This is a genomic window from Amycolatopsis decaplanina DSM 44594, assembly GCF_000342005.1.
Classification (GTDB): domain Bacteria; phylum Actinomycetota; class Actinomycetes; order Mycobacteriales; family Pseudonocardiaceae; genus Amycolatopsis; species Amycolatopsis decaplanina.
The window spans coordinates 147,160-173,561 of sequence record NZ_AOHO01000067.1 but is presented as its reverse complement, the minus strand read 5'-3'; the positions used below and the strand labels follow the sequence as shown (position 1 = coordinate 173,561).

Sequence of the window (26,402 nt, the reverse complement as noted above, 5' to 3'; positions counted from 1 at the left end):
CTTGAACCTTGGTCCACCCTCCGGCGCTACCTGCGGTCGATGTCCGCGTGGTGGGCCCGGCCCTAGCGTCGGGAGCCGTTGGTAAACCGAGGAAAAGGGGGCAGCAGATGAAGCGGCTACTGACCGCCGGGATGATCCCGGTGGTCGTGGGCGGGCTGCTCGCCGGAGCCGTGCCGGCTTCGGCGAGCACGCTGAACACGACGAACATCTCCGGGTACTACACCGGTCAGACACTGGATTGGCGGCCCTGCGCGGAATCGGACCTGATCTCGTTGCCGCCGGGCACCGATATCAGCGGACTCGAATGCGCGACGTTCCGTACGCCCCGCGACTGGGACCGCGCGGGGGAGCGGCAGGACCTGACCATCGCGGTCAGCAGGCTGAAGTCCACCGGGCCGTCGACGGCCTCGCTGCTCACCAACCCGGGTGGGCCGGGCGGCCCCGGCCGCTGGCAGCCGACGATGTTCCGCGGGCAGGAGAAACTGCGCGAGCACCAGGACATCATCGGGATCGACGTGCGCGGGACCGGCAAGAGCGCCAACGTCACCTGCCGGGGCACGGCCGACCTCATCCGGCAGCTGGATCCGCGCGACCGCGCCCCGCGCAATCTGGACCAGATCCTGGCCAACGCCGAGCACGTGGCCAGGTCCTGCCAGAGCGCCGGCGGCGAAGTCGGGCCACTGATCACCACGTATCAGACGATCAGGGACTTCGACCTGCTCCGCGTCCTGCTCGGCCGGGAGAAGATCAACTGGGTCGGTGTCTCGGGCGGCACCTGGCTGGGGGCGCACTACGCGCAGCAGTTCCCGCAGCGGACGGGACGGTTCGTACTGGACTCCTCGACGGAATTCACCACGGACTGGCAGAAGACGTTCGACCGGCAGCCGGTCGGCTTCGAACGGCGCTGGCGGCAGGACTTCCTGCCGTGGATGGCGCGGTACGACGCGAAGTACCACTTCGGCACCAACGGCGAAGAGGTCCGGCAGACCTACGAGCGGGTCCGCTATGCCTTGTCCCGCAACCCGATGGACGGGAACGGGCCGATGGAGCTCGATACCGCCATCATCTACATGCTCTACAAGAAGGCGACCTTCCCGGCACTGGCCGAGCTGCTGGTCAAAATCCGGAACGCGATGGAAAACCCGCGGGCGAAGGCCGAGGCCAAGGCCGCCGTCGAGGCAGCGGGTGACTTCTCCGACGCGCAGGACGCCACCTTCTGGAACACCGTCTGTGGTGAAGGGCGCTTCATCGGCACCCGTGAGTCGCTGATCCGCGATTCGCAGCGGAACCTGGACCGAGGTCTGCTCCTGGCGGGTGGCGGCACGCTGAACGCCTCGGTCTGCCTGTTCTGGGACAAGGAGCCGCGCCCGCTGCCGAAAATGGACGGCAAGGGGGTCCCGCCGGTGCTGATCGTGCACTCCGAGCACGATCCGGCCACGGCGATCGAGGGCGCCCGGAAGGCGCACGCGGGGTTCGCGAACTCGCGGATGCTGACCGTGACCGGTGAGGGTGACCACGGGCTCTACGCGGACGGGAACCCCGCCGTGGACAAGATCGTGAACGCCTTCCTGGTCGACGGGGTCGTCCCCGCCGACCAGAGCGTCCCCGGTATGCCGCTGCCCGTGCCCTAGAAGGCGGCGAGGGTGTGCCAGGCCAGACCGGCGTCCTCGGCGTCGTCGCGGAGGACCACACCTTCGATCAGGCCGTACGGGCGGTCGGCGGCGTAGAAGACCTCGTTGTCGTTCTTCAGCCCGAACGGTGACAGATCCACCAGGAAGTGGTGCTTGTTCGGCAGCGAGAGCCGGACTTCGGCGACCTCTTCGCGTTCCTTGAGCACAGCCTCTCCCATGGCGTACAGCGTCTGCTGCAGGGAGAGGCTGTGCTTGTCCGCGAAGGTCTCCAGCAGGATCCGCCGGACCTCCGCGTGGCTCGTGGTCCAGTCGATCCCGTCGCCCTGGTAGCGCCAGCGCGCGGTCACGGCGGTCGCGAGGATCCGGTCGTTCGTCTCGGCCAGCGTCGTGTACTCGTCGCGCGGGAAGCCGTGGAACTCCGAGCCGGTCGATTTGAGCACCACGAGATCGTCCAGACCGGAGACCACCCAGGCCTGGTCGCCCTGGACGGTCACGGCGGTCGTCCGTTTCTCGCTGCTGGCCTGGGAGAACGCGTGGTCGTGGCCGGAGATGCGGTTCCAGCCGTGTTCGTCGATCAGGATCCGGGCGCCGGTGATGTGCTGATGCGAACCGACGAAATGGTGTCCGAGCCGCAGCGCGAAGTCCTCGATCTCGCCGACCGGGGCCTCCTTGGCGAAGGCGTAGACGGTGTTCTTCTGGGTGTCTGTCGCGACGACGTCGGCGTTGTCGCCGGTGAGGTGCGTGGCCGCGAGGTCGCCGCGTAGCGACGTCGAAACGGTGAGGTCCTTGAGGTGGTGGACGGTGCCTTCGCGCTCGACGGTGACGAGCCGGACTTCGGCCTTGCCGTACTGGTTGGGGCCCAGGGTGATGGCCACGGGCGATCAGCTCCCTCGATAGGTGGAATAGGCGAACGGGCTCAGCAGCAACGGCACGTGGTGGTGCTCGGTCCCGTCGGCGATGCGGAAGGTCAAGGTGACTTCGGGGAAGAAGGAGTCCGGGCCGAGGTGGGCGCCGGTGTCGAAGACCAGCCGGTACACCCCGGGTTCCAGGGTTTCCGGGCCGAGGTCGCGGATCCGTCCGTCGGCGTCGGTCCGGCCGTCCGCGATGGGGTCGCCCGCGCCGGTTTCGAGCCGGACTCCGACGTCCGCGGCGGGCCGTCCCGCGGCGGTGTCGAGGATGTGCGTGGTCACGAGGCTCATGCCGTCACCGCCTTCTCCAGCCGCAGCGCGGCGATCTCGGCCAGCTCTTGACCGGCCACTTCGAGTTCCTTCTCGGGATCGTTCGAGAGCCTCGAACGGAGGTTTTCCAGCAGTTCGGCGCCGCTCCGGCCGCTCGCGCAGACCAGGAAGACATGCCCGAACGTCGCTTCGTACTCGGCGTTGGCCGCGGCGAACTCACGCGCCGCGTCACCGTCCACACCGGACTGTTCCGAGCGCGACCAGCCCGCTTCGGTGCTCTCGCCACCGGCTTTCTCCCCGATCCGGGGATGGGCGGCCATGGCGCGCCGGACCTCTTCGGGGCGCAAGGGGGTGAGCGCCTCGGACGCGGCGAGCAGCGCGGCGAGGTCGGAGTACGGGCGCCTGGCCAGCAGGGTTTCCACCCAGCGCGGGACGTCGAGGCAGGCTGTCAGCGCCGGCCGGACATCGTGAGCGGGAGCCTGGTTGAACTCTCGAATGGTGAGTGGCACGGGAACCGACGGTACGGCGGCGCTTCCGCCGTCGTCAACATTTTGTTGAAATCACTCTTCAGTCTTGGTCGCGGTTGAGGTAGTTGTAGACCGTGAACCTCGTGACCCCCAGTGCCTCGGCGACGGTCGACACCGACTTGCGGAGGCCGAACGCGCCGCGTTCCTTGAGCAGCCGCACCGCGCGCTGCTTGGCGGCGCGGTCGAGGGTGTCGAGTTTGCCGCCGAGTTCGCGTTCGACGTCGCCGATGAGCCGGGCGAGGGCGCTGTGCAATTCGACGGCGGGTTCGGCGGTGTCGTCGCCGACCTGCCGGAGCTGGAGGGTCACGCGGGTCGCGCCGCCGTTAAGTGCCGCCCTGGCGATGGCGGGGAGCGCGTCGAGCAGGGCGTCGGCGTCGCCGCGGACGAGGGTGCCGAGCGGGCCGAAGTCGGCGGACAGGCCCGCGTCTTCCGCGGTGTCGCGGGCTTTGACGGCGTGTTCGGGTGGCGGACCCTCGCCGTGGAACGGTTCGCTGGTGAACTCGGCTTCTAACTGCACGAAGCGAAGGTAGCGCCGCCTGGGCTCGTTGACGAGCAGGGTGGCCGGAGTTAATGTCGGAGTGCGAAACCTCGATTCCACACAGTGGAAGTTGGAGGGCTTTTTGATGGACTTGGTGATCAAAGCCGCCCGAGCCGTGACGGCCGCCGGAGAGGTACCCGCGACCATCGGTGTCGACGGCGGCCGCATCGTCGCGGTGGAACCCGCCGGAGCCGATCTGGACGGCGATCGGGTACTCGAACTCGGCGAGGATGTCGTCCTGCTGCCGGGTCTGGTGGACACGCACGTGCACGTCAACGACCCCGGCCGCACCGAATGGGAGGGGTTCGCCTCGGCGACCCGCGCGGCCGCGGCGGGCGGGGTCACCACGATCGTGGACATGCCGCTGAACAGCCTGCCGCCGACGGTCGACGTCGCCGCACTGGAGGTGAAGCGCAAGACCGCCGAGGGGCGGGTGCACGTCGACGTCGGGTTCTGGGGCGGAGCGATTCCCGGCAATCTCGCCGACCTGCGCGGTCTGCACGAGGCCGGGGTGTTCGGCTTCAAGTCCTTCCTGCTGCATTCCGGTGTCGACGAGTTCCCGCCGCTGGACGCGCGCGGACTCGAAGAGGTGATGACCGAACTGCGGACCTTCGACGGCATGATCATCGTGCACGCGGAGGACTCCGACGCGATCGATCACGCGCCCGACCCGCACGGCGAGAAGTACGAAGACTTCCTGCGTTCACGGCCGCGCGGTGCGGAGAACGTGGCGATCGCGCAGGTCATCGAGCTGGCAAGGAAGACCGGTGTCCGCGCGCACATCCTGCACCTGTCCTCCGCGGACGCGCTGCCGATGGTCGAGAGCGCACGGCGCGACGGGGTCCGCCTGACCGCCGAGACCTGCCCGCACTACCTGAGTTTCACCGCGGAGGAGATCGGCGACGGCGCGACGCAGTTCAAGTGCTGCCCGCCGATCCGCGAGGCCGGGAACCGCGAACTGCTGTGGAAGGGCCTCTCGGACGGTGTCATCGACTGTGTGGTGACCGACCATTCTCCGTGCACGCCCGAGCTGAAACGCTTCGACAGCGGCGATTTCGGGCTCGCCTGGGGCGGGATCGCCGGCCTGCAGCTCGGCCTGCCCGCCGTCTGGACCCAGGCGCGGCAGCGCGGGTTCGCCCTCACCGACGTCGTCCGCTGGATGGCCGAACATCCGGCCGCGCAGGCGGGGATGCGCCGCAAGGGACGTCTGGCGCCGGGCTACGACGCCGACTTCAGCGTGTTCGCGCCCGACGAGGCTTTCGTCGTCGACGTAGCGAAATTGAAGCACCGCAATCCGGTCAGCGCCTACCACGGACGGCCGCTCGCCGGTGTCGTCCGGAGTACATGGTTGCGGGGCGAGGAGATCACCGGCGAAGACCCGGCAGGTGTTCTGCTGGCCCGGGGTGACTGCTGAGATGGAGGAGACCGTGAACGACCGTCCTGAGTGGACAGCCCTGCCCGATCTGGCCTCGCGCAAGTTCGGCGGGACCGTGATGTGGGCGACGGACGAGTTGTTCGCCGAGAAGGAGAACCTGGTCAACCCTTGGGTTCCCGCGCATCAGACGGAGACCTTCGGCCCCAAGGGCCAGGTCTACGACGGCTGGGAGACCCGCCGGCACCGGGAGCCCGGCGACGATCAGGCCGTCGTCCGGCTCGGCCTGGCGGGCGCGATCACCGGCGTCGTCGTGGACACCGCGTTCTTCAAGGGCAACTACCCGCCGTTCGTCTCGGTCGAGGCCTGCGCCGTCGACGGGTACCCGAACGCCGCGGAGCTGTCCGAAGCGGACTGGGACGTGCTGGTGAAACGCGGCGCGGCGGCGGGGCACACGGAGAACTTCTTCGAGATCGGCGGGAGCAAGCGCTACACGCACGTCCGCCTGACCATGCATCCGGACGGCGGCGTGGCCCGGCTGCGGGTGCACGGCACGCCGATCCCGGACCCGCGCCTGCTCGACCTGGGCGCGCTCGACCTCGCCGCGCTGGAGAACGGCGCGGTGGTCACCGGGTGCAGCAACATGTTCTATTCCTCGCCCAACAACCTCTTCTCGCCAGGGCTCGCCGCGCATCAGGCCGAGGGCTGGGAGACCGCGCGGCGCCGGGACGACGGGAACGACTGGGTCACCGTGCGGCTCGCCGGCGCGGGTGTCGTCCGGTTCGCCGAACTGGACAACAGCAACCTCAAGGGCAACGCGCCGGGCTGGGCGGCGCTGAGCGGCCGGGACGGCGACGGCGAATGGGCCGAGCTGCTGCCGAAGACGCGTCTGCAGCCGGATACGCGGCACCGGTTCGCCCTCGCCGCGGGGCCCGAGGTGACCGAAGTCCGCCTCGACATCTATCCCGACGGCGGGATGGCACGCCTACGTCTCTTCGGGGCGCTTTCGGAGCGAGGCCGCGCTGACGTCACTTCGCGTTTCGAGGGCGCTCAGGGCTGAGCGCCGGGCCGGTTCAGGTACGCGGAGAACAACGAGAGGACGATGCCGACCGAGAAGATCGCGGTGAGCCACCAAGCGCCGCTGATGGACAGGTTCCACACCAGGGCACCCGCCATGAGCACTGCCATGACGATGTTCCTGATCTGCAGCGGCGTCGGTTTGGCCATGCCGCCACCCTCTCACGGGCCGAGGCCGGCCCTGGTCAGGGGGCGACGCCCGGGAAGTCGTCGTGCTTGCGGAACACCGCCTGACCACTGCTGGTGGCGACCCCGCCGATCGCGCCTTCGAGGCTGGCCAACCGCTCCTCGAAGGCCGCGACCGTCGGGTTGCCGATGCGGCTGTGGATGTTGCCGTACTTCTGCGGCGCGAACAGGTTCGCGCCCGACGCTACTTCGCGTCCCACTCCGTGACCATCGTTCCCAGCACGTGGCTACTTGCGGTCCAGGGTGATCACGGTGCCGGGGCGGTGACCGTTCCGGCGCGGGGTGACCGGACGCGGCTCGCGGGACACCGCGACCCCGGCGGGCCGCTGCCGATCGACCGGCAGGACCTCTCGCGAGTTCGTCCGGTCGGCCAGCCGCAGGGACTGCGCCGAGGTCAGCCACTCTTCGGCGGGCTCCGCGATTTCGAGCAGCAGGGCCTCGAATTCGGACCGGGTTGTCTCGAGGATGTGCGGCGCCGCGAGCCAGCGCAGCACCTGACGTCCGGTGACCGCCATCCGCTGGCGCGGCGAGGACACCAGCCGCTGATCGAAGTAGCGGATCAGCACCTCGTCCACGGTGTCCCAGGCGTTGGCGGCGCCGAACAGATCCAGTACGTCCTCCGAACCGAGGATCTTGAACGCCTCGGTCAGCAGCTGCATGACCTCGACCCGCAGTACGTTCAGGTGACCGTACGAGGTGAACTTCAGGTTGTTCCGCAGGTCGAGCCCGCTGCGCCGGACGACCGCGACACTGCCGAAGCTCGGGTCGTACGCGCGTTCGCGGACGACGTCGGAGATCCGCTTGTCCCGCCAGAACAGCGCGACCTGGTTGCTGAACTGCGTAACCAGCTGGTGGAAATCCGTGTTCGGCCGCGAGTTCGCCGAACCGAGCCCCTTGCCGTAGCCGAGCACGCGCCGGTACGCGCTGACGCGATCCCGCCGGGTGTAGCGCAGGACGTCCCGCCGGTCGAACCGGTAGAGCCCGAACGCGCCGGGGCCGTCCGAAAGCCGGATGGCACCACCCTGGAACAGCTCCTGCAGCTTCTGCACCACGCGGAACACACCGATCCGTTCGTGCTGGTACAGGTAGTACAGGTCGCCGACGGCGATGACCCGCTCCGAGGCGACCGTCTCGTCGTAGGCGTCGACACCCGGCGGCATCGCCGTCGCGCCGAGGTCCGCGGCCGAACCGTCGCCGAGACCGACGAGCTGCGCGATCCCGCCGTCCGCGGGTCCGGGTTTGCCACGCTGTTCGGCCTCGACCGCGGTGAGCATGTCGTCCAGCTGCTTGAGCACCGCGTCGCCGAGCTTCGGATCGCTGCCCAGTTCGTTCGCGAGCTTCCCGGCGACCTGGCCGCGCAAGGCCGCGACCCGGTCGAAGAGTTCCCGGTATTCCTTTTCCGTGCCCATCGTCTTCCTCCCGTACGGGTCCGGCTACTGCCCGGTGCGCTTGCGCGGGGTCCGGGGTTTCGGCGGTTCCTCCGCCTCGGGTGGTGTCTGCCCTTCCTGGAAGCCGTGCCCTTCACGGAGCTCGGCGACCGACGGCACCGCCGGTGTCCGGCCGGGCGGCGGCGTGAGCTGCGGGGTGGGCGGCGCGGGCGGATTCGGATCGGACGACGACGGCGAGCCGCCCCGCCCGATCGGCTCGGCGATCCGGACGACCTCCTGAAGGTGGTCGTCGAGTTCGTCGATGGCCCGCTGCACACGGGAGCTGAAGAACCCCGGGGGAAGTGACGCGCGGAAGTTGCCCGGCACGTCCCCGTTGGGGCCGCCGGTGCTCTGCCGGGGAAGGTTCGTCACGATCCGCTGCAGCCGCTTCGCGATCTGGAGGAACGACGTGCCGACACCTTCCTTCCCCGCCGACTCGATCAGCTTGCCGCCCTCGAAGGTGGCGAACTCGCGGATCCAGCGCAGGAGCCCGCCGAGCGACATGGTCCCGCCCTGCGGGTCGGGGACACGGAGCACTTCGAGGTCCTCCTGCTGGACGAACACCGACCGCAGCATCGCGACGACCTCGTCGACCTGCGACGCCGTCGCGGACAGCAGCCGGGAAAGGGCGACCACGGCCGGACCGAAGAACGGCTGACCGCCCGCCGGCTGCGAGAACGGGTCGATCTTGTCGCGCGCGTCCTGCCAGCCCCTGAACAACGAGACCACCCAATCCGTCAGCGTGATGAAGGAGGTCTGGATCCGTTCCTCCTCGATCGTGTTGACCTTGCCCGAGACCAGGCCGAACTCGTCCCGCAGCTGGCCGAGGTGCCCTTGCGTACGGTCTCCGGCGCCGACCGCGAGACCGCCGTTCCCGAGCAGCAGCAGGAAGAGCTGATCGACCCGCGCCACGCGGATCAGCGGGCTCTCCAGCTCCTGCCGGATCTGTTCGAGATCGTGCCGGACGAGCGCGCGGAAGCCCTCGGCGTTCTCGGGATCCGCATCCGTCCTCAGTGGACGGAGCGAGTCGAGCAGCGCCAGCGAGTCCTTGACCGCGCTCCGGGCCCTGGCCGCGAGCGAGGCCTGGCCGCCGGTGACGGCGCCGAGGTCGGCTTGGATCGCGTACCCGCGCGGAGTCCATTTCGCCTCGGTACGCCCCTGGACCTCTTTCAGCTCGAAACTGCCGGTCAGCGCGGCCACGAACCCCTTGGTGTCGCCTTCTCGCCACTTCCAGCCGAGCATGTCGCTGATCGTCTGTTCGGCGAGTTTGCCGGGTGCCGCCGCCTGCGGTGGGTACTGCCCGGTCGACAGCGGATACGCGCTGTCGATGTCCTGTGCGCGCGGCAACGTCGCACCGCGGTCGTCGTTGATCGTCATCGGGTCGCCCCATATCCCTTGAATTCGGCCAGTTCCACTGCTTCACGCCAGCACCGCACCATCACGTCCTCCGCCGAGGACAAGGCGGCGGCGCAGTGGTCCACCCCGGCGTGGAAGCTCTTCGCCCAGCCCCGCCATTCCTGTTCCCGTCCGTGCACCGCGCGCAGCAGCCCGGAGACCGCGTGGTGCGATCGGCAGTGCCCGTCCACCCGCCGCCGCAGCTTCAGCAGCGACGACGCCGTGGTGTACAACGACTCGGCGCTCACCGGACTCTGTGTCGCGCGCGTGGCCGCCTCGATCTCTCCGGTGCCGTCCAGGACGACTTCGGCGAGGTGATCCGCCGCGGCGAGCCCGACACCGGCGGGCCGGTCCTCGGCGACGCTGATCTCCAAGGCTCGCCAGCACGCGGCCACTTGGTTCACTTCCTTGCCCAGCCGGGAGAACTCGGTGTGGAGCGTCATCTCGCCCTCCTGCCGAGTTCTTCCATGAAGAAGCCGAAAAGCCGTTTCGGCGGAGCCATCCGTTCGTCGAGCGCGAACCGGACCGCACCGATCAGGAATCGTTCCGGCACCACGCCCGGGGACACGCCATCGGCCAGTCTTCCCGCGGCTTCTTCGATCATCGCCTGTTCCTTGGCTTCGAACCGCAGCACCTCCGCCAGGGGACGGTGACCGAGCGAAGGGAACGAGGTGAAGCACATCGCGTCCACCACCGCGGGGATCGCCTTGTCCGCCGTCCGCAGCAGCGCCGGCGGCGCGTCGACCAGCTTCGCCCTCGGGTAGAGCTTGTGCCACATCGACGCGTAGGAATCCGCGTGCCGGGCGAAACCCATGCGGCGCAGCAACTCCACCGAGATCTTCGCGCGGAGGTACGGCACCGGGTGTACCGCGCGCGGGGAGAACCCCGTCGTTTCGAGTTCGGTGCGCCCGATGACGTCGAACAGCGAACCGACGACCGCCGGACCGCCCAGCAACAGCGCGGACAGGTCGGCGAACGTCTCCCGGTTCCACCTGACCCAGACGCCGGTCACCTCCCGCGGTACCCCCGCTTCGACGAGCCTCGCCGCCACCTGCAGCGGGATCGCCCTGGCGAGGCCGAGGTCGTTCTGCAGGTTGTGGCTCACCTCGTGCAGGACCGCGCCGAGCGTCCACGGGTTCACCAGCCGGTGGTACGGAAGCTGGATCAGCGGAAAGGGATTGAGCCGGTTCCCCAGGCGCCGCAACGGGATCCCGCGGCGCGAGGTGGCCGGGCCGGACCCGGTGCGCAGGTAGCAGAACGGCGGCGGGGTCGGGATCGACCGCCAGCGCCCGATCCCGAGGTAGGCGTACTGATAGCAGTCGAGGGCCACCCGGTCGCAGGCCACCAGCCACGGGGCGAACGCGCCCTGCCGCTGCTTGAACAGATCGAGGTAGAAGTCCCACACCCGTTCGGTGGTCCTGACCCAGCGCTGTGCCCGGGACTTCGCCCGCAGCAGCCGCGCGAGTTCGGCCTGTCCCCGCCGCGCCGCCGCCTCGTCCGCGGCACGGCGAACCGAACGGGTCGCGGAGTACAACGGCTTCCGCAAGGTCGCCATCGTCCGGTTGACCGCCGCGAGGTGGGCTCGGCTCGGACCGGTGGCCGGGTCACCGAACTCCGACCAGCGGAACGGCCGCAGCGCCTCCAGGTGCCGTTCGACGTTGGTGGCCTGGGACAGCAGCCAAGCGGTCAGCTCTTCGTCCCCGGACGGCCTCGCCCGCCGGAACCCGGTGGACGAGGCCGATTCACCGGATGCCGCGGGCAGCGCCTCAGCGGCGGCGCGCACGGCCGCGCGCCTTGCCTCGACGGGCGGCGCCCGCCCTGGCCCGGGACTGCGTCCTGCGCCCGCCACGGGCGGCGGGACGACGGCGGCGCTGCTGGGGACGGCCGCGACGGCGCTGCTGGTTCCGGCGGTTCGCGGGCGTGTTCTGCGCGCTGTTCACGGTGTGGCCGACCAGTCTGCGCGTGATGTACCGGGCGTTGATCGGGCGGCCGTCGGCGTACCGGCGCCCGACGTCGCGCGCGGTGCGCCCGATGATCTTCGGGATGTGCCGGACGGCGCGGCGTGTCGCGGGGTTCCGCCACAGTTTGCGCCCGAGGTTGACCGCGCCGCGGATCAGCTGCGGACCGTGTTTGATGATCTTCGGCGCCGCCCACTTCGCAGCCTGGAACGCCAACGGCGCGAGCGCGCCGAGAAAGGCCTCCGCCTCGTCCTCGGTTTCGGCGTTCTCGGCCTGGAAGGCCAGCTGCGCCATCATCTCGGCGTCGGGGTAGACGCGCCGTGCCGGATGCGTGAAGTCCTCGTCCTCGGATTCCAGTTCGAACTCGTCCTCGAGTTCGCGGACGACGGCCTCGAACTCCGACTCGAATTCGTCTTCGTCCTCGTACTCGCCGTAGACCTCGTCCTCCAGCTCGTCTTCGAGCTCCCGGGCCAGGCCGCCGAGCTCGTCTTCGAACTCGTCCTCGTCCTCGAATTCGTCTTCCAGTTCGTCTTCGAGTTCGTTTTCGAACTCGGCCTCGAGTTCACGGCTCAGCTCGTCTTCCAGCTCGCCGTCCACTGCCGCATAGCCACGGCTCATAACCGTTCTCCTCTGCTCCGGTGAAAATCCGCGATCGCCGGCGCGGTGCGTCGGTGAGCACTGACCCGACACTGCCCGCGCACCGGAGGACACCGGTAGTCACACGTTCCTGCGTGACATGAATCGACTAGTTCGTACTTGTCACACAAACCGACGATGCGCTTTTCCTGTCGGAGGGGTTTGCTAGAGAGGGAGGGAGACCTAGAGGGGGGAGGCCGGTCTATGTCCACGAGCCCGGTGATGGGATTTCCTGCGTCATCGCTACACGACCTCGCGCGGCAGCGGGCGACGGTCGTCACGGAGGACGAAGCCGTACGAAACCTGGCGAGATCACTCGTCAGACGTGTCATGGAACTGAACGACGGGGCCACCGTGCAGCGGAAGCCGCTGCTCGACGTCACCGAGCACGGCGTCAGATGCCTGCTCGTCCCGGTGGCACCGGAGCCGCACGACCTGCTCAGCCCGCGCGAGCACGAAGTGGCGCGCATGGTCGGCCGTGGCTATACGAACAAGCAGATCGCCGGCGTGCTGGAAATCAGCCTGAACACGGTTTCCGCGCATATGCGCCGGATCTTCACCAAACTGGGGGTCGGCACCCGGGCGGCGATGGTGGCCGCGTTGACCGGTGAGAATCTCGCCGCAGGGTGAGGCGGCGGTCGTGAGTGGCGATTCGGCTTGTATTGAGGGGTAAGGCAGGAGAGCGTTCCGGTCCCCGCTTGCGCGGGGTTCGCCTGGTCGTGAAGGCCTCCTTCCTTGCCTACCCTGACGGCAAGGAAGGAGGCCTTTCACTGCCCGCCGGCGTGATTTCCGGTGATACAGGGACTGCTGTGACACACCAGCGGCCGCCCCTGAAAGTCCGTGAAGGCTTCCCTGAACTCATTCATGTACTTCCGCCAGGCGAACGCGCGCCAGGGCCACGCAGGGCGAGACGCGTTTCGACCAAAGGAGAAACCACGCACTATCCGAGGGCGGCGCGAAGCCGCCGGTCCCGTTCTTCCGGGGTCTGCCGGGGGCAACTGGTGCACTTCGGATTGCCCGCCTCGTAGATCAGACAACAGGAGGCACGGCGCACCACGGTGTTCCGCCCGACCCGGGAGAACCGGGGCTCCGGCATCCCGAGCCCGATCGCGGCCACGAGCGGTGCCGCCAGCGCGATCGCTCGTTCGATGTCGCCGGTCCACAGCAGGCGATTGCCGATCGAATCCGTCGCGATCGCGCCCAGCGCGCGCGGATTCGCCCCTGTGACAGCCGAAATCGTGCCGATCGCCGTGCTCAGCGTCCCAGCGAACGCGTCGCCGAGTTCGGTCAGGCCGCCGGCGAGGATCCGTGACGAGCGGGCGCCGGTGAAGCGGCCGTCCGGGACGAGGTCGATCGTGACGGCGTCGAGTGACGGGTCCAGTGGTTCGCCGTCGCGCACGAGGGATTCCACCGAGGGCGCGACGAGGACGGAAGACAGCGAGTACCACCAGATCGTGCCGAGCACTTCGGGCCGGGAGCAGCCGTAGAGCTTCGCGGCGCCGCCGATGCGGGCGCTGACCCAGGCGGCGTCGGCGAGCAGGGTCGCGGGCGCCTCCATCAGGGCACCGGCCGGTACAGCGAGACGCTGAACGAAGTGGTGACGTCCACCGCCTCGGTGATCGCGTCGAGGCGTTCACGGCGTCCCTCACGGTGGAGGTGGTGCGCGCTCGGGCCCATCTCGACGACCTGGCGGATCCGGGCGGGCGCCAACGTCACCCGCTGGGTGACATCGTGCCGGTCCACCCTGGTGAAGCGTTCGCCGAGGCTGTCCTCCAGCCGCGCGTCCTTGCTGCCGTCGACGGAGATCACCAGGTCGCCGAGCTCCCGGAGGTGCCCCGGGTTCGGCGTCGCGACGACCAGCAGCCCGTCCGCCGCCAGGACGCGGTGGAACTGCGGGGCGTTGCGGGGCGCGAAGACGTTGAGGATCAGCGACGCGCTCGAGTCCGCCACCGGCCAGGGTTCCCATAGATTCCACACGGCCGCGCCCGCGCGCGCGTGCGCGCGAGCGGCGCGGCGCAGGGCGACGGCGGAGACGTCGAGAGCCAGTCCGTACGCGGCAGGGACGGCGTCGAGTACGTGCGCGAGGTAGTACCCCGTGCCCGCGCCGGCGTCGATGACCATCCCGTTCTCGACATGCTCCGAAGCCACCTTCGCGAGGGCGTTGGCGAGAGGCAGATAGGCACCGGAGGAAAGGAGATCGACGCGAGCCGCGACCATCGGCGCGGTATCCGCCGTGCCGGCCGGGATGCGCGCGTGCAGGAGGTTGACGTAACCCTGCTTCGCTACGTCGAACGAGTGGCCCCGGCCGCAACGCACCGTGCGCTCGGTTACCCCGACCGGGTCACCGCAGACCGAACACCGCAATGACCGGACGATCGCCGGTGGCAGGGGGTCATGGCCGGATACACGCGCGTTCATGGACATATTCGACCATGAGGTTTCTCAACCGGACAGAACGCACCAGGTCAACGGAAACCTGGACGTAACAACGCCGTACCGACAGTTCACGCGGGTGAAACCTGAATCGCCGCCCGAGGAAACACCGCGGTCCAAAGATTCCTGCGCAGTACACCCCAGGCACGGGAGGAAGATTGTGCTGAACGCAGGAGACACGGCATGGGTGTTGATCAGCGCCGCGCTGGTCATGCTCATGACACCGGGATTGGCGTTCTTCTACGGCGGCATGGTCCGCGCGAAGAGCGTTCTGAACATGTTGATGATGAACTTCATCGCGCTCGCCGTCGTCGGTGTCCTCTGGACGCTGTACGGCTTCACGATGGCGTTCGGCAACGATGTGGGCGGCGGGTTGCTCGGTAACTTCGACTTCGCGGGTCTCTCGACCATCTCCGGCAAACTCGCCGGTTTCGCGACCGCCGCGACCGGCACCACGCCCGAGGTCGCCTGGCCCGGCGCGGACGCGCTGCCGCTGTTCGCCTTCGTGATGTTCCAGCTGATGTTCGCGATCATCACGCCCGCGCTGATCTCCGGTGCCATCGCCGACCGCGCCAAGTTCTGGGGCTGGACGCTGTTCGTCGCGGTGTGGGTGACCATCGTGTACTTCCCGGTCGCGCACTGGGTGTTCTCGTTCAACGGCTTCATCAGCGCCGATTCGGTCGGCGGCTGGATCGCCAACCAGCTCAAGGCGCTCGACTTCGCCGGCGGTACCGCGGTCCACATCAACGCCGGCGCGGCGGGCCTGGCGCTCGCGATCGTGCTCGGCAAGCGCAAGGGCTGGCCGAAGGGCACCGGACGCCCGCACAACGTGCCGTTCGTGCTCCTGGGCGCCGCGCTGCTGTGGTTCGGCTGGTACGGCTTCAACGCCGGTTCGGCGCTGGCCGCCAACGACCTCGCCGCCGTCGCGTTCACCAACACCACCGTCGCGACCGCGGCCGCCGTGCTCGGCTGGCTGATCATCGAGCAGATCAAGGTCGGCAAACCGACCACCCTCGGCGCCGCCTCCGGCGCCGTCGCGGGTCTCGTCGCGATCACCCCGGCGGCCGGTTTCGTCAGCCCGCTGGGTGCCATCGCCATCGGCCTCATCGCCGGTGCCCTGTGCGCGCTGGCGATCAGCCTCAAGTTCCGCTTCGGTTTCGACGACTCCCTCGACGTCGTCGGCGTCCACCTCGTGGGTGGTCTCGTCGGTACGCTGCTCATCGGCTTCTTCGGCACCACCAGTGTCAACTCGCTCGGCGTCGACGGCCTGTTCTACGGCGGCGGTCTCGGCCAGCTGGGCAAGCAGGCGCTCGCGGCGGCCGTGGTCCTCGGCTACTCGTTCGTGCTGACCTTCGTCATCGGCTGGGTGATCAAGAAGCTCGGCGGGTTCCGCGTCAGCGCGGAGGACGAGGTCAGTGGTATCGATGAGGCCCAGCACGCGGAGAGCGCCTACGACTTCACCGGATCGGGCGGCGGCCTCGGCCAGCCGACCAGCATCCCGGTCAAGGCGCCCACCGGAAACGCGGCCACGAAACTCGAGGAGAGCAAGGCATGAAGCTGATCACCGCGATCGTCAAGCCGTTCACGCTCGACGACGTCCGCTCCGCGCTGGAGCAACTGGGCGTGCTCGGCATGACGGTCAGCGAGGTGCAGGGCTACGGCAGGCAGAAGGGCCACACCGAGGTCTACCGGGGCGCGGAGTACTCCGTGGACTTCGTGGCGAAGCTGAGGATCGAGGTCGTCACCGACGATGCAGGCGTCGAGAAGGCCCTCGACGCGATCACCACGGCCGCCCACACCGGCAAGATCGGTGACGGCAAGATCTGGGTGACGCCGGTGGAGACGGTCATCCGGGTACGCACCGGCGAGCGCGGCTCGGACGCCCTATAGGCGTCAGGGATGGCCGACGGGGGTGAACTGGTCAAGGCCACCGAGCGATTGCTCGAGGGCAGGCACGGGAGGCTAGGGGCGGCCGCGTTGCGGACGGCCCTGGTCGACCTCTACGAATTCTGGTTGGGCAGGGGCGCCGCGGCGGCCGGCGTCGACACCGCTGAACCCGGTGTCGCGCTGGCCGCCGTCGGGGGCCTCGGGCGCAGCGAGCTGGTGCCCTTCTCCGACCTCGATCTTTTGTTGCTGCACAACGGCAACTCGCGCGTCGGCGAGATCGCCGACGCGATCTGGTACCCGTTGTGGGACGCCAAGATCGGCCTCGACCACTCGGTCCGCACTCCGGGTGAGGCGCTGAAGGTGGCGTCCGAGGATCTTCGGACCGCGATGGGGCTGCTCGACATCCGCCACATCGCCGGGGACGCCGAGATCACCGCCAGGCTGGCGGCCGCGGCACGGGATCAGTGGCGGAGGACCGCCCGGAAACGGGTGGGCGAACTGTCGAACGCGGTGCGTCAGCGCTGGGCCCGCAGTGGTGAGATCGCGCAGTCCGCCGAGCCGGATCTCAAGCACGGCCGAGGCGGGCTTCGCGACTTCGCCGTCTTGGAGGCACTGGCGGCGGCACAGCTGACAGCGAGGCCCGGCGAGGAACTGCTGGCGGCCAAGGGCCTGCTGCTCGACGTCCGGACGGAACTGCGCCGGGAACTGCGCCGGGAGCGGGACATCCTCAGCGCACCGGAGGCCGGGACGGTCGCGGGTGAACTCGGGTTCGGTGATCGGTTCATCCTGGCGCGCAAGCTTTCCGGTGTCGGGCGGACGATTTCGTACGCGGTCGACGTGGCGCTCCGGTCCACTGTGGAACCACCCAAGGCGCGGTTCGGGCGACGGCCGGTGCGGACGCCGCTCGACGAGGGCGTCGTCCTGCACGGGAACGAGGTCGCGCTGGCACGGGACGCGGTGCCCGCCAAGGATCCGGCCCTGCTGCTGCGGGTCGCCGCGGCGTCGGCCCGGATCCGGAAGCCCATCGCGCACGGGACCCTGCGGGCCCTGGCCGAAACCGCGCCGGAACTGCGCGCGCCGTGGCCCGCCGACGCCCTCAAGGCGCTGGTGGAACTGCTCGGCGCGGGCGAGGGACTCGTCGACGCCGTGGAGGCACTGGACCGCACCGGTCTGTGGGCGCGGCTGTTCCCCGAATGGGGGGCGGTGCGGGATCTCCCGCCGAGGTCGCCGGTGCATTCGTGGACCGTCGACCGGCATCTCGTGCGTGCCGCTGTCGAGGCGTCGAAACTGACGACCACCGTTTCGCGGCCGGACCTGTTGCTGATCGGCGCGCTGCTGCACGACATCGGCAAGGGACGCGACGCGGACCATTCCGAGCTCGGCGCGAAGATCAGCGCCCAGGTGGCGGCCAGGCTCGGGCTGCCGGAGGCCGATTCGGCGCTGGTGGCGGCGATGGTCCGGCATCACCTGCTGCTGCCGCACACCGCCACGCGGCGGGACATCAGCGATCCCGCCACCATCCAGCGGGTGACGAAGACGCTCGACGAGAATCTCGTCCTGCTGGAACTGCTGCACGCCCTGACGACGGCGGATTCGCTGGCCACCGGGCCGGGCGTGTGGACCGACTGGAAGGCGCGCCTGCTCGCCGAACTCGTTTCGGGCTGCGAAGAAGCGTTGCACGGCAAGGGTTTCGTGCCGCCGGAGCCGATGGGCGCCGAACAACGGGAGCTGGTCGCCGAAGCCGTCGCGTCCGGCCGTGGCGAGGTGCGCATCACCGCCACGGGCAAGGTCGTGACCGTGGTGCTCGCGGTCCCGGCCCGCGCGGAACTGCTGGCTCCCGCGGCCGGGGTGCTCGCGCTGAACTCGCTCGAGGTCCACGCGGCGGTGCTGCGCGGGCACGACGGGGGACGGGCGGGCGTGTTCACGGCGTCACCGAAGTTCGGGTCCCTGCCCGACGTCACGCTGCTGCGTGAACAGTTCGCGCGGGCGGTGGCCGGAACGCTGCCGCTCACCCAGCGGCTCGCGGCGAAGGAACGGGACTACGGCGGAGGTGAGACGCCGTCTGCCGGTGCGAAGGTGATCTGGTTCGACGACGAGACCAGCGGGCACGACACGGTCGTGGTCGAATTGCGGGCCGCGAACCGGATCGGGTTGCTGTACCGGGTCGCGGGCGCGCTGCGCCGGTGCGAGGCAGAGGTGCGCTGGGCGAAGGTGGCCACACTCGGCGGTGCTGTCGTCGACTCGTTCGCCGTCGCGCCGCGGAGCGGGCGGGTCGACCAGGCGTGGCGGTCGAAGATCGAAGCCGCGTTGCTGGCCGCCGCTTCTTGAGCCCGGCGTCCCGGATCGGGGTGTCGCGCGAGTCGCGGAGAGTAGCGGTGGCAGGATGTGCGCGGTCGAGACCCGAAGGAGCCGGAGGGTGGTGAGCGCGTGCTGGGGCACGAGCACAACTCGCCCGGACCACAGCGGATCACGCTGCCGCCGACCGTCGTCGCCTCCCACCTCCGTGCGTGCGCGGACGACCTCGCCGTCTCCCTCACCGCGTCCGGTACCGCCGCGACCGTGCCCGAACTGCTCAAAGTGGTCCGGCACCTCGTCGCGGGCCAGCAGGCCCTCGCCATCGCGCTCGAAGGCATGGCGGGCCGGGTCGAAGTGGGAGGCGAAGGCGCGCTGGCCACCGCCCCGATGGTCGACGTCGAGGTCGTCGCCGAAGTGCTCCGTGCGGCGGCCACCGCTGTCGACTGTTCGGCCGAGGCGCTCGCCGAATCGCGTCCGTCATTCGAATGTGTGAGCGAATCAGTCGCCCCTGACACCCGTTTGTAGCTTCCCGCCGCTTTGGCGCGTGGATACGCTGGTCAGGGGGAGGCGGCCATGCGAGCGGTGTGGAAAGGCACGATCGGATTCGGGACCTACGCCATTCCGGTGAAGGCGTACAGCGCGACCGAAGAGCGCACCATCCCCCTCCACCAGGTGCACGAGCCGGACGGCGGCAGGGTGCGGGTGAAGTGGGTCTGCGAGGTCGACGGCGCCGAGGTGCCCGCGGCCGAGATCGTCAAGGGGCATCCCGTCCCCAACGGCGACGTCGTCCTGCTGACCGCACGGGATTTCGCGTCGCTGCTCGCGCCGACCATCCACTCGATGGACGTCGTCGGCTTCACCCCGGCCGAACAGGTCGACCCGATGTACTTCGTGCGCAGTTACCACCTCGAACCGGAGCCGGCGGGCACCAAGCCTTATGTGCTGTTGAGCGAGGCGCTGCAGCAGTCCCGGCGGATCGCGATCGTGAAGGTGACGCTGCGACAGCGCGAAACGCTGGGCGCGCTGCGCGTGCGGGACCAGGTGATCCTGCTCGAGACGATGCTGTGGCCGGACGAGATCCGGCGGCCCGACTTCCCGTTCCTGCACGAGGACGTCGACCTGCGGCGCGGGGAACTGCGGAACGCGATTTCGCTGATCGAGGACCTCACGCAGGATTTCGAACCCGGCCGGTACACCGATCGCTACCGTGAGTCGCTCGAAGCGCTCATCCAGGCCAAACTGGACGGCGACGACGTCCTGCAGCCGACCGCCGCCGAACAGGCGGAAGGCGTCACCCGGCTGCTGGCGGCATTGCGGCAGAGCGAGGTCGAAACCGATCGTGCGCCTGTCGAGAAGGCCAAGGAAGCGGCGGACAAGGCACGACAGGCGCGGACGCGGGCGAAGCGGGCTTCGTCGGCCAAGACAGTTGAGTAGTTCTACTCAGGGGGAGTTGGGGGTCTTCACGCTGTCGTGACCCCGCGGTGAACGGGCATTGTCATGCCATCGCGCGGAGAGAGCGCGGGCAGCGAATCGCCTGGTACTGGGGGTCCGGCGATACCGAGTCCCGCGAAACTCGCCAAGTGTGCTTACGGTCGGCTCGCGGGGAGGCGAGCCTTCCGTAGGGGCTCCGGTACCGGTCTGCGAGGGGCGACCGGTCCCGGAGCCCTGTTTTGCGTTCGTGCGCTATGAATGTCGGCATGGACATGCCCTGGCGGACCTGTGGTGTCGGACAGTGCCAGGGGGCTCACGTCAGCGACGATCGTTGCCTGGCGCACCTGGAGCAGGAGCAGCGGCGCGAGTACTTCGCCGGGCTCCGTCCTGGCGCGGACGTCGACCTCCGCCGCACCGAGATGAATCCGGACCTGGTGAAACAGCTCGTGAGGGCGGTGAGGAACGACGACGGTCATGCCGTCTTCGGCCGCGTCGACTTCGCTGAAGCCCGGTTTCGCGAGTTCGCGAACTTCGAGAAGGCCGGCTTCGCGAGCGCCGACTTCACGCGAGCGGAATTCGCAGGGCCGGTGAAGTTCGAAAAGGCCGTCCTTCGTGGCCGTACGTCGTTCGCCGATGCTCAGTTCGGCGGGAACGTGTCGTTCGCGGGTTCCACGGTGGAAGAGCTGGACTGCCGACGGGCGGTTTTCTCGGGCAACGTCAAGTTCGACCAAGCGATTTTCGTCGAGAACGGCTTCGCGCGGCTCGCCTTCAGGAACACCCGGTTCGGCAAGGCGGTGTGGTTCGACCATGTGGTGTTCAGGGGCGATATCCGCTTCCAGGAAACACAATTCCGCGGTGAGACCTTCTTTCGCCGAGCCGTCTTCGAAAAGAGCGCGCGCTTTTCGCCCGCCGGCGGGTTCTCGCACAACGTCTGGTTCGACGACGCGGAATTCCTCGGTCTCGCCGGTTTCGAAGGCCTGGAATTCCGCGGCTATACCAGCTTCGCGGACGCGAAGTTCGGTGAAGACGTCATCTTCGGTGGAAGCGAATTCCACGACGTGGCACGCTTCGACAAGGTTCGTTTCGGCGGCAGGGCCAGGTTCCAAGAGGTGCGGTTCGACGGCGACACGTGTTTCGACGGCGCCGAGTTCGAAACGGCGGAGCTCTTCGGCCCTGTCGAGGCAAGTCAGCTGAGCTTCCGGCACGCGAACTTCCGCAAGCGCGTGGTCGTCGACACCCGGACGGCGCGGGTCGACTGCGCGGAGGCCGTCTTCGAGGAAGGCGTCACGCTTCAGATCGAGTCCGCCTCGGTGGATCTGGAACGCGCTGTGTTCGGCAAGCCGTCGACGGTCGCCGGCACCACCGCGGAGGTGACCTCCCTGCGAGGCACCGACGTCGAGGATCTGGTGCTCACCGACGTGGACCTCTCGAAATGCCTGTTCGCCGGCGCGCATCACCTCGACAAGCTCCGCATCGAGGGCGACTGCACCTTCGGCTCGCCCCGGCGCCGGCAGACCCTCGCCGAAGAACGCGCCTGGCGGACCAAGAGCATGGACGCGATCCGCCCGCGCCGCGTCGCCGGTCTCTACCGCCAGCTCCGCAAGGCACAGGAAGACAGCAAGAACGAACCCGGCGCCGCCGACTTCTACTACGGCGAGATGGAGATGCGCCGCCACAGCCCGGCCACCCCGTGGTCCGAACGCGCCATCCTGCACCTCTACTGGCTCATCTCCGGCTACGGCCTCCGTGCTCTCAGAGCCCTCGCGACCCTGGCGGTCCTCATCGCGTTGGCGACCGTCGGCTTCCGGCTAGGCGGCTTCAAGACCACGCCCGCCTTCGGCGACACCTTGATCTACGTCGCCCAAAGCACCGTTTCGCTGGAAACGAAACTGGCGTCGCTGCCGAAGGACCTGACGCCGTTCGGCGAGGTCATGCGGCTGGTCATGCGCGTCCTCGGGCCGCTGCTGCTCGGCCTGACGCTGCTTGCCGTCCGCAACCGCGTCAAACGCTGACCCCGGACACCGACTACCCTGGGAAGCCGCCGGTCCGTACCGGCAAGCCACAACGACCCAGCTGGAGCGTGCACACCCGTGTTCGACACCCTCTCCGATCGGCTCACGTCCGCCCTGCAGACCCTGTCTCGCAAGGGCAGGCTCTCCGACGCCGACATCGACGCCACCGCGCGCGAGATCCGTATCGCGCTGCTCGAGGCGGATGTCGCGCTGTCTGTGGTCAAGGACTTCATCGCCCGGATCAAGGAGCGCGCCAAGGGCGCCGAGGTGCACGGCGCGCTGAACCCGGCGCAGCAGGTCATCAAGATCGTCAACGAGGAACTCGTCACCATCCTCGGCGGCGAGACCAGGCGGCTCACGTTCGCGAAGAACCCGCCGACGGTCATCATGCTCGCGGGTCTGCAGGGTGCCGGTAAGACGACGCTCGCGGGCAAGCTCGCGATGTGGCTGAAGAAGCAGGGCCACGCGCCGATGCTGGTCGCGTGTGACCTCCAGCGCCCCAACGCGGTCACGCAGCTGCAGGTCGTCGGCGAGCGGGCCGGGGTCGCGGTCTTCGCGCCCGAGCCCGGCAACGGCGTCGGCGATCCGGTCGACGTCGCCCGCCGCGCCATCGACGAGGCCAAGCGCGCCCAGCACGACATCGTCCTGGTCGACACCGCCGGCCGTCTCGGTGTCGACGAAGAGCTGATGAAGCAGGCCGCGGACATCCGCGACGCCGTTTCGCCGGACGAGACGCTGTTCGTCGTCGACGCGATGATCGGTCAGGACGCGGTCACCACGGCCGAGGCGTTCCGCGACGGCGTCGGCTTCACCGGTGTCGTGCTCACCAAGCTCGACGGTGACGCCCGCGGTGGTGCCGCGCTGTCGGTCCGCCAGGTCACCGGCCAGCCGATCCTGTTCGCCTCCAACGGCGAGAAGCTCGAGGACTTCGACCTCTTCCATCCGGACCGGATGGCCAGCCGGATCCTCGGCATGGGCGACGTGCTCAGCCTCATCGAGCAGGCAGAGCAGCACTTCGACCAGGAGAAGGCGGAGCAGACCGCGGCCAAGCTCGGCAGCGGCCAGCTCACCCTCGAGGACTTCCTCGAGCAGATGCTCGCGGTCCGCAAGATGGGCCCGATCGGCAACCTGCTCGGCATGCTGCCCGGCGCCGGCCAGATGAAGGACCAGCTCGCGCAGGTCGACGACAAGCAGCTCGACAAGCTGCAGGCGATCATCCGCGGCATGACCCCCGCCGAGCGGGCCGACCCGAAGATCATCAACGCCTCGCGCCGGGTCCGGATCTCGAAGGGCTCCGGTGTCGCCGTCCGCGACGTCAACGACCTGGTCAACCGGTTCTTCGAGGCGCGCAAGATGATGGCGCAGATGGCGGGCCGGTTCGGCTTCGGCGGCGGAGGCGGCGGCAGCAAGAACCGCAAGGGCAAGAAGGGGAAGAAGGGCAAGGGGCGCGGTCCGACGCAGCCCAAGGTCCGGGGTGGTTTCCCCGGTGGCATGCCGATGCTGCCCCCCGGCGGCGGGATGCCCGGCGGCATGCCCGACCTTTCCCAGCTCGGCGGCATGAACGACGTACCCGGGTTCGACCCGAAGAAGTTCAAGCTGCCGAAGGACAAGTAGCCCGTGGAGGCGCTGCACCTGGCCGGTGTCGTCCTGCCGGACGGCGAGCACCGTGAGCTGTGGGTCTCCGGCGGCCGGATCACGACAGAACCGGTCGCCGGAGCGGAAACCGTTGTCCGGGAAGGCTTTCTCGTGCCCGGGCTGGTCGACGCGCACTGTCATCCCGGTATCGGGGTCGGCGGCGCGACCACGCTCGAAGAGGCCGCCGAGCAGGCGATCACCGATCGCGACGCCGGGACGCTGCTGATCCGCGACTGCGGGTTGCCGATCGACGTCCGGCCCCTGCAGGAGCGGGCCGACCTGCCGCGGATCATCCGTGCCGGACGGCATCTCGCCCTGCACAAGCGCTACATCCCCGGCCTCGGCATCGAACTCGAAGACCCTTCCGAACTGCCGAAGGCGGCCGCCGAACAAGCCCGCGACGGCGACGGCTGGGTCAAACTCGTCGGCGACTGGATCGACCGCGGTGCCGGAGATCTCGCGCCGCTCTGGCCCGACGACGTCCTCGCCGAGGCCATCGCCGCCGCGCACGCCGAGGGCGCCAAGGTGACGGCGCACGTGTTCGGCCAGGCCGCGTTGCCGGGCCTGATCGACGCGGGGATCGACTGCCTCGAACACGGCACGGAACTCTCGCCGGACCAGCTGGGCGTCCTCGCCGAACGCGGGATAGCGCTCGTGCCGACCCTGATCAACATCGAGAACTTCCCTGGCATCGCGGACAAGGCGGGCAAATACCCGGTGTACGCAGACCACATGCGGGCACTGCACGCCGGCGTGGGGGAGATGGTCTCGACGGCTATCGAGGCGGGCGTCCAGGTGTACGCCGGAAGCGACGCCGGCGGCATGGTCGAGCACGGCAGGCTCGTCGACGAGATCGAGGCGCTGCACAAGGCGGGCATGTCCGCGGAACAGGCGCTGGCTTCGGCCTCATGGGCGGCCCGTGAATGGCTCGGCGTGCCGGGAATCGCCGACGGCGCTTCGGCCGATCTGCTCGTCTACCCGTCCGATCCGCGTCAGGATCTCGCGGTGCTCCGGCATCCGAGCCACATCGTCCTGCGTGGCAAGATCTACGCCTGATCCGACTCCATCCGTGACCGGAGCGGCACGGGGCTTAGCGTGGAGGCGTGGTGGACGACGGGCAGGCTCGCGAGCGTCTGGTGCTTGGAGCGCACTGGGGGTTCGTGGCGTTCTTCGCGGGCATCGCCGGGTACCACCTCGTCACGCTCGTCATGAGCTTCCTGATGTCAGGCCGTTTCGGCGGCTACGACCCGCTCGAACTCCGTGACGTCGGCCCGCTGCTGATCCTCGCGTTCCTGCCGACCCTCGTGCTCGGCCTCGGCCCCGCGGCCGGCTCTCACGTCTGGGGGCAAGGGCTTCGCGCCGACTTCGGGCTCAAGCCCACTTGGCGCGACGTCCGGATCGGGCTCGCCTGCGGAGCCGCCGCGCTCGCCGCCGGCTACCTCCTCAACCTGCTCTTGCTCGCCGTCTACGGGACCGACAGCGACGACAGGACCTTCTCCGACGTCTCGCCCGGCCCGATCACCGAACTGTCCGGCACCGCCGAGGGCGACACGGTCTGGCTGGTGCTGGCCGCGGTCATCGTCGTCCTCGCCGCCCCGGTCACCGAAGAACTGCTCTTCCGCGGCACGCTGTGGAACGCCATGGGCTTCCACCGCCTGCCCTCGTGGGTGATCCTGCTGGTCACCGCGCTGGTGTTCGCCCAGTTGCACGGGGAGGCCGCGCGCACGATCGCGTTGTTCGGCCAGGGCATCGCGATCGGTCTCGCCCGCTACTTGTCCGGCCGGGTGAGCGCGGCCGTGATCGCGCACGCGGCCAACAACCTCCCACCGGCTGTATTGCTCTTCGCGGCGAGGTGATCGCCGGTTCGGGCGGTTAGAGTCTTTGAGTAACCGAACGATCACCGGAGGATCGGCGTGACCGTATCTCAGCCCAGGGAGCCGATCCCCGAGGCCGCGCCGCCAGAGGAACTCACTGTCGGAGGTGAGGTGGCCGCGCCCGACACGCCACCGCCGCATCGCTGGGGATTCGGGGCCTTTCTCTTGGTGGAGGCCGTCCTGCTGGCGTCGGCGGCGTTCCTCAGCGTCCTGCTCGGCGATGTCCAGCCCGGTCAGCCCCTGCCGATGCGCATGGTGCTGCTGGGCACCATGGTGCCGACGATGATCGCCGCCGGGGTCGCGCTGCTGATCACCCGCCTGCGGGGCAACGGCCCGTTCACCGACCTGCGGATCGGGTGGAGCTGGGCCGACGTCAAGGTCGGGCTCAAACTCGGTGTGCTCGGGCTCGGGTTCACCTCGCTCGCCGCCTACGTCTGGACGCAGGCCGTCGGCGACGAGAACGCGACCTCGGCGATCAGCGCGCTGGTGGAGGACCGGCGGATGTCGGTCTCGGCGGCCGTCGTCATGTTCATCTACCTGTGGCTGGTCGGGCCGATCTGCGAGGAGATCATCTACCGCGGCCTCCTGTGGGGCGCGGTGGAGCGGTTGACGTGGCGCACCGAACGCTGGGGGAGGATCGCGGCGTTCCTGGTCTCCACGGCCGTTTTCGCGGCGAGCCACCTCGAGCCGCTGCGCACCACGTTGCTGCTGGTGATCGCGATCCCGATCGGGCTGGCCAGGGTGTTCACCGGGCGGCTGCTCGGCAGCGTGGTCGCTCATCAGGTGAACAACTTCCTCCCGGCCGTGACGATCCTTCTCGCCTCGCTCGGGATAGCCGCGTTCTGACAGCCAGTTGGCGTCTGGCAGAATGTTCGCTTGCCTGCTCTGGCCGGACCCTCTCACCGCGCCC

The 26,402-nt window shown here is 69.1% G+C and carries 26 protein-coding genes and 1 pseudogene; 14 read left to right on the top strand and 13 right to left on the bottom strand.

Features of this window, described 5'->3' with window-relative positions:
• Nucleotides 1-107: 107 nt before the first annotated feature.
• Complete coding sequence (locus H074_RS25360; RefSeq protein ID WP_007032923.1) at nucleotides 108-1,631, top strand: alpha/beta hydrolase; 1,524 nt, start codon at nucleotides 108-110, stop codon at nucleotides 1,629-1,631.
• On the opposite strand, the gene pucL is transcribed toward H074_RS25360, so the two are convergent.
• Genes pucL through H074_RS25340 form a run of 4 tightly spaced genes read right to left on the bottom strand, consistent with a single transcriptional unit; the run spans nucleotide 1,628 to nucleotide 3,853 of the window.
• The gene (gene pucL / locus H074_RS25355; protein ID WP_007032922.1) at nucleotides 1,628-2,506 is read right to left on the bottom strand and encodes a factor-independent urate hydroxylase; all 879 of its coding nucleotides are present in this window, start codon (nucleotides 2,504-2,506) and stop codon (nucleotides 1,628-1,630) included. The two genes, H074_RS25360 and pucL, sit on opposite strands and share 4 nt — an antisense overlap.
• A 6-nt stretch (nucleotides 2,507-2,512) precedes the next feature.
• Entirely contained in the window at nucleotides 2,513-2,830 is a 318-nt protein-coding gene (uraH, locus tag H074_RS25350; protein WP_007032921.1) for a hydroxyisourate hydrolase, read from the bottom strand.
• Nucleotides 2,827-3,318 carry a 2-oxo-4-hydroxy-4-carboxy-5-ureidoimidazoline decarboxylase gene (gene uraD, locus H074_RS25345; protein ID WP_039923353.1) on the bottom strand — a complete coding sequence of 164 codons (492 nt, stop codon included), beginning with the start codon at nucleotides 3,316-3,318 and terminating at the stop codon, nucleotides 2,827-2,829. Before uraD ends, uraH begins: the two co-directional genes overlap by 4 nt.
• Nucleotides 3,319-3,376: 58 nt before the next feature.
• Nucleotides 3,377-3,853: a helix-turn-helix domain-containing protein gene (locus H074_RS25340; protein WP_007032919.1), complete on the bottom strand. Its 477-nt coding sequence runs from the start codon at nucleotides 3,851-3,853 to the stop codon at nucleotides 3,377-3,379.
• A 106-nt stretch (nucleotides 3,854-3,959) separates the two neighbouring features.
• On the opposite strand from H074_RS25340, the gene allB reads away from it, so the two are divergent.
• A complete protein-coding gene (gene allB, locus H074_RS25335) occupies nucleotides 3,960-5,288 on the top strand; it encodes an allantoinase AllB (protein ID WP_007032918.1) in 1,329 nt (442 codons plus the stop codon).
• A gap of 1 nt (nucleotide 5,289) precedes the next feature.
• Nucleotides 5,290-6,306 carry an allantoicase gene (gene alc, locus H074_RS25330; protein ID WP_039923351.1) on the top strand — a complete coding sequence of 339 codons (1,017 nt, stop codon included), beginning with the start codon at nucleotides 5,290-5,292 and terminating at the stop codon, nucleotides 6,304-6,306.
• Here alc and H074_RS41125 read toward each other — a convergent pair.
• The 7 genes and pseudogenes from H074_RS41125 to H074_RS41305 all read right to left on the bottom strand — a co-directional run bounded on the left by H074_RS41125 (nucleotide 6,297) and on the right by H074_RS41305 (nucleotide 11,907).
• Nucleotides 6,297-6,473, bottom strand: coding sequence for a hypothetical protein (locus tag H074_RS41125; RefSeq protein WP_007032916.1), 177 nt, complete (start codon nucleotides 6,471-6,473; stop codon nucleotides 6,297-6,299). The two genes, alc and H074_RS41125, sit on opposite strands and share 10 nt — an antisense overlap.
• A 77-nt stretch (nucleotides 6,474-6,550) precedes the next feature.
• Nucleotides 6,551-6,709 (bottom strand): annotated as a pseudogene (locus H074_RS25325) (PLP-dependent transferase); the annotation flags it as partial.
• Nucleotides 6,710-6,736: 27 nt separating this feature from the next.
• A complete protein-coding gene (locus tag H074_RS25320) occupies nucleotides 6,737-7,918 on the bottom strand; it encodes a hypothetical protein (protein ID WP_007032914.1) in 1,182 nt (393 codons plus the stop codon).
• Between the two features lie 24 nt (nucleotides 7,919-7,942).
• The gene (locus H074_RS25315; protein ID WP_007032913.1) at nucleotides 7,943-9,313 is read right to left on the bottom strand and encodes a hypothetical protein; all 1,371 of its coding nucleotides are present in this window, start codon (nucleotides 9,311-9,313) and stop codon (nucleotides 7,943-7,945) included.
• On the bottom strand, nucleotides 9,310-9,774 hold the full coding sequence (locus H074_RS25310; protein WP_007032912.1) for a hypothetical protein: 465 nt from the start codon (nucleotides 9,772-9,774) through the stop codon (nucleotides 9,310-9,312). The genes H074_RS25315 and H074_RS25310 overlap by 4 nt, the downstream gene beginning before the upstream one ends.
• Nucleotides 9,771-11,114, bottom strand: coding sequence for a hypothetical protein (locus tag H074_RS25305; protein ID WP_007032911.1), 1,344 nt, complete (start codon nucleotides 11,112-11,114; stop codon nucleotides 9,771-9,773). Before H074_RS25305 ends, H074_RS25310 begins: the two co-directional genes overlap by 4 nt.
• Entirely contained in the window at nucleotides 11,098-11,907 is an 810-nt protein-coding gene (locus tag H074_RS41305) for a hypothetical protein (protein ID WP_007032910.1), read from the bottom strand. Before H074_RS41305 ends, H074_RS25305 begins: the two co-directional genes overlap by 17 nt.
• A 348-nt stretch (nucleotides 11,908-12,255) precedes the next feature.
• On the opposite strand from H074_RS41305, the gene H074_RS25295 reads away from it, so the two are divergent.
• Nucleotides 12,256-12,555, top strand: a complete 300-nt coding sequence (locus H074_RS25295; RefSeq protein ID WP_007032909.1) for a helix-turn-helix domain-containing protein — start codon at nucleotides 12,256-12,258, stop codon at nucleotides 12,553-12,555.
• A 310-nt stretch (nucleotides 12,556-12,865) separates the two neighbouring features.
• Here H074_RS25295 and H074_RS25290 read toward each other — a convergent pair whose 3' ends face one another.
• Both H074_RS25290 and H074_RS25285 read right to left on the bottom strand, forming a co-directional pair.
• Entirely contained in the window at nucleotides 12,866-13,483 is a 618-nt protein-coding gene (locus tag H074_RS25290) for a (2Fe-2S)-binding protein (protein WP_007032908.1), read from the bottom strand.
• Nucleotides 13,483-14,343, bottom strand: coding sequence for a putative RNA methyltransferase (locus tag H074_RS25285; RefSeq protein ID WP_007032907.1), 861 nt, complete (start codon nucleotides 14,341-14,343; stop codon nucleotides 13,483-13,485). Before H074_RS25285 ends, H074_RS25290 begins: the two co-directional genes overlap by 1 nt.
• Nucleotides 14,344-14,518: 175 nt before the next feature.
• Here H074_RS25285 and H074_RS25280 point away from each other — a divergent pair, with 175 nt between their 5' ends.
• The 10 genes from H074_RS25280 (at nucleotide 14,519) to H074_RS25235 (ending at nucleotide 26,338) form a co-directional block, all read left to right on the top strand.
• Complete coding sequence (locus tag H074_RS25280) at nucleotides 14,519-15,913, top strand: ammonium transporter (protein WP_051072000.1); 1,395 nt, start codon at nucleotides 14,519-14,521, stop codon at nucleotides 15,911-15,913.
• Nucleotides 15,910-16,248, top strand: a complete 339-nt coding sequence (locus H074_RS25275) for a P-II family nitrogen regulator (protein WP_007032905.1) — start codon at nucleotides 15,910-15,912, stop codon at nucleotides 16,246-16,248. The genes H074_RS25280 and H074_RS25275 overlap by 4 nt, the downstream gene beginning before the upstream one ends.
• A gap of 9 nt (nucleotides 16,249-16,257) precedes the next feature.
• Nucleotides 16,258-18,573, top strand: a complete 2,316-nt coding sequence (locus H074_RS25270) for a [protein-PII] uridylyltransferase (RefSeq protein WP_007032904.1) — start codon at nucleotides 16,258-16,260, stop codon at nucleotides 18,571-18,573.
• 99 nt (nucleotides 18,574-18,672) lie between these two features.
• A complete protein-coding gene (locus H074_RS25265) occupies nucleotides 18,673-19,065 on the top strand; it encodes a hypothetical protein (RefSeq protein ID WP_007032903.1) in 393 nt (130 codons plus the stop codon).
• Nucleotides 19,066-19,113: 48 nt separating this feature from the next.
• On the top strand, nucleotides 19,114-19,974 hold the full coding sequence (gene ku, locus H074_RS25260) for a non-homologous end joining protein Ku (RefSeq protein WP_007032902.1): 861 nt from the start codon (nucleotides 19,114-19,116) through the stop codon (nucleotides 19,972-19,974).
• Between the two features lie 263 nt (nucleotides 19,975-20,237).
• A complete protein-coding gene (locus H074_RS25255; RefSeq protein ID WP_007032901.1) occupies nucleotides 20,238-21,983 on the top strand; it encodes a pentapeptide repeat-containing protein in 1,746 nt (581 codons plus the stop codon).
• Between the two features lie 78 nt (nucleotides 21,984-22,061).
• Nucleotides 22,062-23,597: a signal recognition particle protein gene (ffh, locus tag H074_RS25250; protein ID WP_007032900.1), complete on the top strand. Its 1,536-nt coding sequence runs from the start codon at nucleotides 22,062-22,064 to the stop codon at nucleotides 23,595-23,597.
• Between the two features lie 3 nt (nucleotides 23,598-23,600).
• Nucleotides 23,601-24,674 (top strand): amidohydrolase family protein, encoded by a 1,074-nt coding sequence (locus tag H074_RS25245; protein WP_007032899.1) that lies wholly within the window; start codon nucleotides 23,601-23,603, stop codon nucleotides 24,672-24,674.
• Between the two features lie 50 nt (nucleotides 24,675-24,724).
• On the top strand, nucleotides 24,725-25,474 hold the full coding sequence (locus H074_RS25240; RefSeq protein ID WP_007032898.1) for a CPBP family intramembrane glutamic endopeptidase: 750 nt from the start codon (nucleotides 24,725-24,727) through the stop codon (nucleotides 25,472-25,474).
• Between the two features lie 57 nt (nucleotides 25,475-25,531).
• Entirely contained in the window at nucleotides 25,532-26,338 is an 807-nt protein-coding gene (locus tag H074_RS25235; RefSeq protein ID WP_039923345.1) for a CPBP family intramembrane glutamic endopeptidase, read from the top strand.
• The last annotated feature ends 64 nt before the right edge of the window (nucleotides 26,339-26,402 follow it).